Source organism: Vibrio sp. 10N.222.48.A3, from assembly GCF_041475345.1.
Classification (GTDB): Bacteria; Pseudomonadota; Gammaproteobacteria; order Enterobacterales; family Vibrionaceae; genus Vibrio; species Vibrio tasmaniensis_A.
Genome location: NZ_JBFRVX010001156.1, coordinates 1 through 4,581, shown reverse-complemented (window position 1 = coordinate 4,581; position 4,581 = coordinate 1). Strand labels below are relative to the sequence as shown.

5 protein-coding genes are annotated in these 4,581 nt (G+C 43.5%); 3 read left to right on the top strand and 2 right to left on the bottom strand.

From position 1 onward, the window contains the following. The first annotated feature begins 163 nt into the window (after nt 1–163). Both AB4653_RS24610 and AB4653_RS24605 read left to right on the top strand, forming a co-directional pair. On the top strand, nt 164–787 hold the full coding sequence (locus tag AB4653_RS24610) for an HAD family phosphatase (protein WP_009845966.1): 624 nt from the start codon (nt 164–166) through the stop codon (nt 785–787). Between the two features lie 56 nt (nt 788–843). After that, nucleotides 844–1,683 (top strand): hypothetical protein, encoded by an 840-nt coding sequence (locus tag AB4653_RS24605; protein WP_102258640.1) that lies wholly within the window; start codon nt 844–846, stop codon nt 1,681–1,683. Between the two features lie 99 nt (nt 1,684–1,782). Here the strand turns inward: AB4653_RS24605 and AB4653_RS24600 are convergent, their stop codons facing one another. Together AB4653_RS24600 and add are read right to left on the bottom strand one after the other, a co-directional pair. Next, nucleotides 1,783–2,358 (bottom strand): sugar O-acetyltransferase, encoded by a 576-nt coding sequence (locus AB4653_RS24600; protein ID WP_009845964.1) that lies wholly within the window; start codon nt 2,356–2,358, stop codon nt 1,783–1,785. 167 nt (nt 2,359–2,525) lie between these two features. Further along, nucleotides 2,526–3,524, bottom strand: coding sequence for an adenosine deaminase (gene add, locus AB4653_RS24595; RefSeq protein WP_009845963.1), 999 nt, complete (start codon nt 3,522–3,524; stop codon nt 2,526–2,528). A 120-nt stretch (nt 3,525–3,644) separates the two neighbouring features. Here add and AB4653_RS24590 point away from each other — a divergent pair, with 120 nt between their 5' ends. Continuing rightward, nucleotides 3,645–4,580 (top strand): LysR substrate-binding domain-containing protein, encoded by a 936-nt coding sequence (locus tag AB4653_RS24590; protein WP_009845962.1) that lies wholly within the window; start codon nt 3,645–3,647, stop codon nt 4,578–4,580. Nucleotide 4,581: the final 1 nt, after the last annotated feature.

Below are 4,581 nucleotides of genomic sequence, written 5' to 3'. Positions count from 1 at the left end.
CTTATCCGAACGGCATTAATTTTTATGATGGCCTTTTTCGTACCTGCTCGATGACATATTGTGATTTCAGTCCTTATTTTGTAAAACAAGGTTATGAACTTTAAGGTGCGGCATTTAATGTCGGTGTTGTTGTTATTTCACGCGAATAATTCAGGAGCAAGGTATGAGTACTCATCAAATAAAAAATGTGGTATTTGACGTCGGCAATGTGATTGTACGTTGGTCACCGCTAGAAATTACTCGCCTGACTTTCGGGGAACTTGATGATCTGGAAACCCAAGCGAGTTCAATTTTCCAAAGTACGATTTGGTTGGATTTGAACAAAGGGTTCTTAACCGAAAATGAAGCCAAACTTCGCTACCAACAAGAGTTAGATTTATCTTCATTAGAGTGCGATCGCCTGTTCTACTACGTAAAGCAAACGCAGATCTTACTGTACGGTTCTATTGACCTCATCAAGCAAGTAAAACGAGCAGGCTATGCCGTGTATGCGTTAACCGATAACGTGGTTGAGATTGTTGAGTACCTAAAAGCCACCTACCAATTTTGGCCGCTGTTTGATGGCGCGGCGGTATCCGCTGAATTGGGCATGCTTAAACCGCAGCCTGAGATTTACCAAGCGCTGCTGTCTAATAATGGTCTTGAAGCTTCAGAAACCGTCTTCATTGATGATATGCCCTATAACGTTGAAGGGGCAAAGGCTGTAGGTATGGCCGGTATCCAGTTTAGTGATGTGTCTCAGTGTGAAAGAGAATTGCTTGCACTGGGTATTGATTTGAATCGTTAACGGATTTGATGATTTCGGGTTAACGATTTAACTCTTCTTTCTAAGGGTTTAACAAGATGAAAAAATACTCAGTAAGATCAATGATCACTTTTTTGGTTCTCGCTTTATCTGGGTTGGTTCTTATTGTGGCAGCAATGCTGCAGATGCAAGGTGAAGAACCCTGTCACAATTGCTATGAATCAGATAAAGGGCAGTTTAAGTATGTCCTTTACGATGGAACCTCACCTTCGATAATTCCAAGTATTCACAACGAGCTATTGCTCAAACAGGCTCCTTTGATGAAGAGCTTCGGCCTTGATTCAATACCTGTCATAACGGTGAGAGTATGGCGAAACCAAAAAGCCTATTTGGATGAGCAGGAGCGGAGCATAGGGTATCGATATGCTTTCTCTACGGGGTATATTGACCCTAAAAGCAATGAAATTAGGCTGCTCTATTTTGGTGGTGAGATCCATAAAACCGCACTGCATGAGTTCGTACATTTACTGACTCTGCAAGTGAATCCGAACTTTGCGAATAATCCGCGTTGGTTGTGGGAAGCTATCGCTATCTACAAATCTGAAGATTATTGGTTTCACGTCAATAACAGGACTGCCATCAGTCGCCGTTTCGATGGGCTAGTTCAGGATTTATACCATAAGCCAAACAGTAGCTCGGCTGTTTATGAGCTTGGCTATACGGTCGGTGAGTTTATTGAACGTTCATGGGGGGAGGAGGCGTTTGTTTATCTCATTAAAAGCAATGGTGATCCATCACAACTTACAGAGCAACCAATAGAATCGCTGTTTTCTGATTGGGAAAAGTTCGTCAAAACCACGTACTTGAGTAGCCCGAAAAGTGAGTATGAAAAGGCCATGGAACGAAATCCATTCGATAGAAGAGACACGTCTAACTAATCAAAAAAGAGGTGATGTTTCATATGAACATCGCCTCTTTTCTATTTGTTGTTCTAAGTGGCTTCATTCTACTGATACGTTTTATTCTTCTCTTTAGCTTTATTGTTCGGTATTCAGATGTCGAATCAACTTCGCTGGTGTACCGCCGTATAAGCAGTCTGGCGGTACATCACTGTTGACCACAGAGTTCGCAGCAATCACTGAACGAGCCCCAATTGTCACGCCTTGATTGATCACTGAGTTACCGCCAACCCATACATCATCTTCGATTGTTATTGGTAAACAGAAGGTTTCCCATTTACGGCGGCTACGATAATCAAGGGAGTGTGATGGCGTATAGAATTGCGCACTTGGTCCAATTAAAACATTGTTGCCGATTTTGATGTTCGCACCATCTAGCATTACGGCGTTCATATTAATGAAGGTGTCGTCGCCAATCTCGATGGTTTTGCCAAACTCACAATGAAAAGGGGGTTGGATTAAGCTGCTACTACCAACCTTACCAAATAGCTGCTCTTGCAATGTGTGTTGCTGGTTTGGGTCTTGGTGGTGGTTGAAAGCCATTAGCGACTTTCTGGCATTGGCACGCATGGTATCAATTTCTTGATCTGCACCATCATACACTTGTCCAGATAGCATTTTTTCTAGTTCAGTTTTATTGTTTTTATTACTCATGCTTATCCACTTTACGAGAGTCTCGGTCTACATGACGAATACTGCAAGATTAGCGACTTTTAGACATAAAAAAAGAGAAAAGCGTCAGCCTTTCTCTTCCTGTTTTGTGCTTTAAGCACTAATGCTAAGTGAGCCCTGCTATTCAGCAAAAGGCGCGCTTTGCCAAATTAGATTTGCTCAACGAAACCCATTAGGTGCTGTTTCACTTCGTCTGAAGCAAAAGCGCTGTCGACTGAGTATTTGTAGATTTCTACGTAGTCTTCTTTTGTTAGGCCGAATGTTTCACACACACGCTTCACTTCGTTGGTCATGGTTGTGTTCGACACAGTGCGGTTGTCTGTGTTGATCGTTACAACGATGCCATCTTTTTTGAATTCAGCAATTGGGTGATCGCTGAATTGGTGAATACATTTAGTTTGAACGTTACTTGTTGGGCAAGTTTCAAGCGCAACTTGCTTCTCTTTAACGATGTTGTATGCGTCTTCGTTACCTTGGATGTGAACACCGTGGCCGATGCGTTCAGCGTCAAGCATTGTCACTGCATCGTAAACGTTTTGACCATGCCATTGCTCGCCAGCATGCACGGTAATGCGGTAGCCTTTTTCAAGAGCGTATTGCGTGTATTCAGGGAATTCAGCACAGAAGCCTGGTTTTTCGCCGCCCGCGATATCAAACGCCACAACACCTTTACCTAGGTAGGGTTGGCCTGCGTCGATTACGTCTTTGATAGAATCTTTAGGGAACATACGAAGCACAGACATGATGTAGTTGCCTCTGATGTCGTATTTCTCTTCAGCGCGCTTCATGCCTTTTACTGCACTTGCAATGATCGTATCAAGAGACAGACCTTTATTTACGTGCAGGATTGGTGCGAAGCGAACTTCTAGGTATTTAACGTTTTCTAGTGCAGCGTCTTCGTAAAGCTCAAAAGAGATACGTTCAATCGCTTCTTCAGTCTGCATTACTTGCAGTGGCAGGCTGAAACAAGCCAGGTACTCATCTAGGTTTTTGCAATCTTCTGGCACCGTTAGAGATTGAACAACCGCGTCGCGATCTTCAGGTAGTTCGATATTGTACTGTTTTGCTAGGTCAATAATCGTGTCTGGGCGAACACTTCCGTCTAGGTGGCAGTGTAAATCAATCTTTGGTAGTGCTAGAAAATCCATGAGTATTCCTTAATTCTATTATTCTTTGAGTGTTTTAACTCACATGCGCTAAATTTACCAAGACAATGATATGATTTAAAGTGACAATTAATCATCATTAACCTGAATTTAGGGAATATCATGGTAGATGTTAAAAGCTTACTTAAATGCGATATGAATTTGCTGCTTTGCCTGCACGTTCTCATTGAAGAGCGAAGCGTGAGCAAAACCGCAGAGCGACTCTTTTTGAGTCAATCTGCGGTAAGTAAACAGCTCACCAAACTCAGAGCTTTGTTTGATGATCCGCTGTTTGAGCGAGAATCTAAAGGGCTATTTCCCACACCCAAAGCACTCGCGTTAGCGCCTAAGATCCACCAAATTCTACTGCAAATCGAAAAGCTGACCGTTCCCGAAGTTTTCGATCCTAAAGACAGTGAGCGTACCTTCACTATAGACCTTGTTGAAACCGCCTACACAGCGATCTATCCGCATTTTATGCCGACAGCACTTGCCGATGCGCCGCACATTACCATCAACAGTTCGACGTGGAGCAGCGACAGCTTCAAGCGCTTACTCAAACGTGAGGTGGATTTTGGCATTGGTATTTTCGAATTGGATGAACGCGCTTCTACCCACGTGCAGTGTATCCCTGACGAGTTGGATTACGTGGAACTGTGCTTGGATTACTCGGTGTGTTTGATGCGAAATGACCACCCAGCCTTGCTGGAAGAGTGGAACCTCGACACTTTCTTGAAGTATCGACACATACAGTTGGTGACGGGTGGAGCGGGTGACTGGTTATTGATGGAAGTGCTTAACTCAAAGCAGCTTGAAATCAACAAAGCCGCGAATGTTTCAGACATCACCAGTGCCATTAAGCTGTGTAAGCAGAGTGATTTACTTATGTGTTACCCATACAACTCGGTACGCGATTACATTGATAGTGGAGAGTTGGTGATGAAGCCTGTCCCGGTTGATTTGGTGCCGGGAGGCTTGTTCCTTCTATGGCACAAATACTTCGATTCAGAACCTAGCCATAAATGGTTGCGCGATCTGATCATCGAGCAGACTCGATAGT

Bases quoted from the DNA above. Each gene is read 5' to 3' on its own strand.
- AB4653_RS24610 (WP_009845966.1), top strand. From the start codon at position 164: ATGAGTACTCATCAAATAAAAAATGTGGTATTTGACGTCGGCAATGTG.
- AB4653_RS24605 (WP_102258640.1), top strand. From the start codon at position 844: ATGAAAAAATACTCAGTAAGATCAATGATCACTTTTTTGGTTCTCGCT.
- AB4653_RS24600 (WP_009845964.1), bottom strand. From the start codon at position 2,358: ATGAGTAATAAAAACAATAAAACTGAACTAGAAAAAATGCTATCTGGA.
- add (WP_009845963.1), bottom strand. From the start codon at position 3,524: ATGGATTTTCTAGCACTACCAAAGATTGATTTACACTGCCACCTAGAC.
- AB4653_RS24590 (WP_009845962.1), top strand. From the start codon at position 3,645: ATGGTAGATGTTAAAAGCTTACTTAAATGCGATATGAATTTGCTGCTT.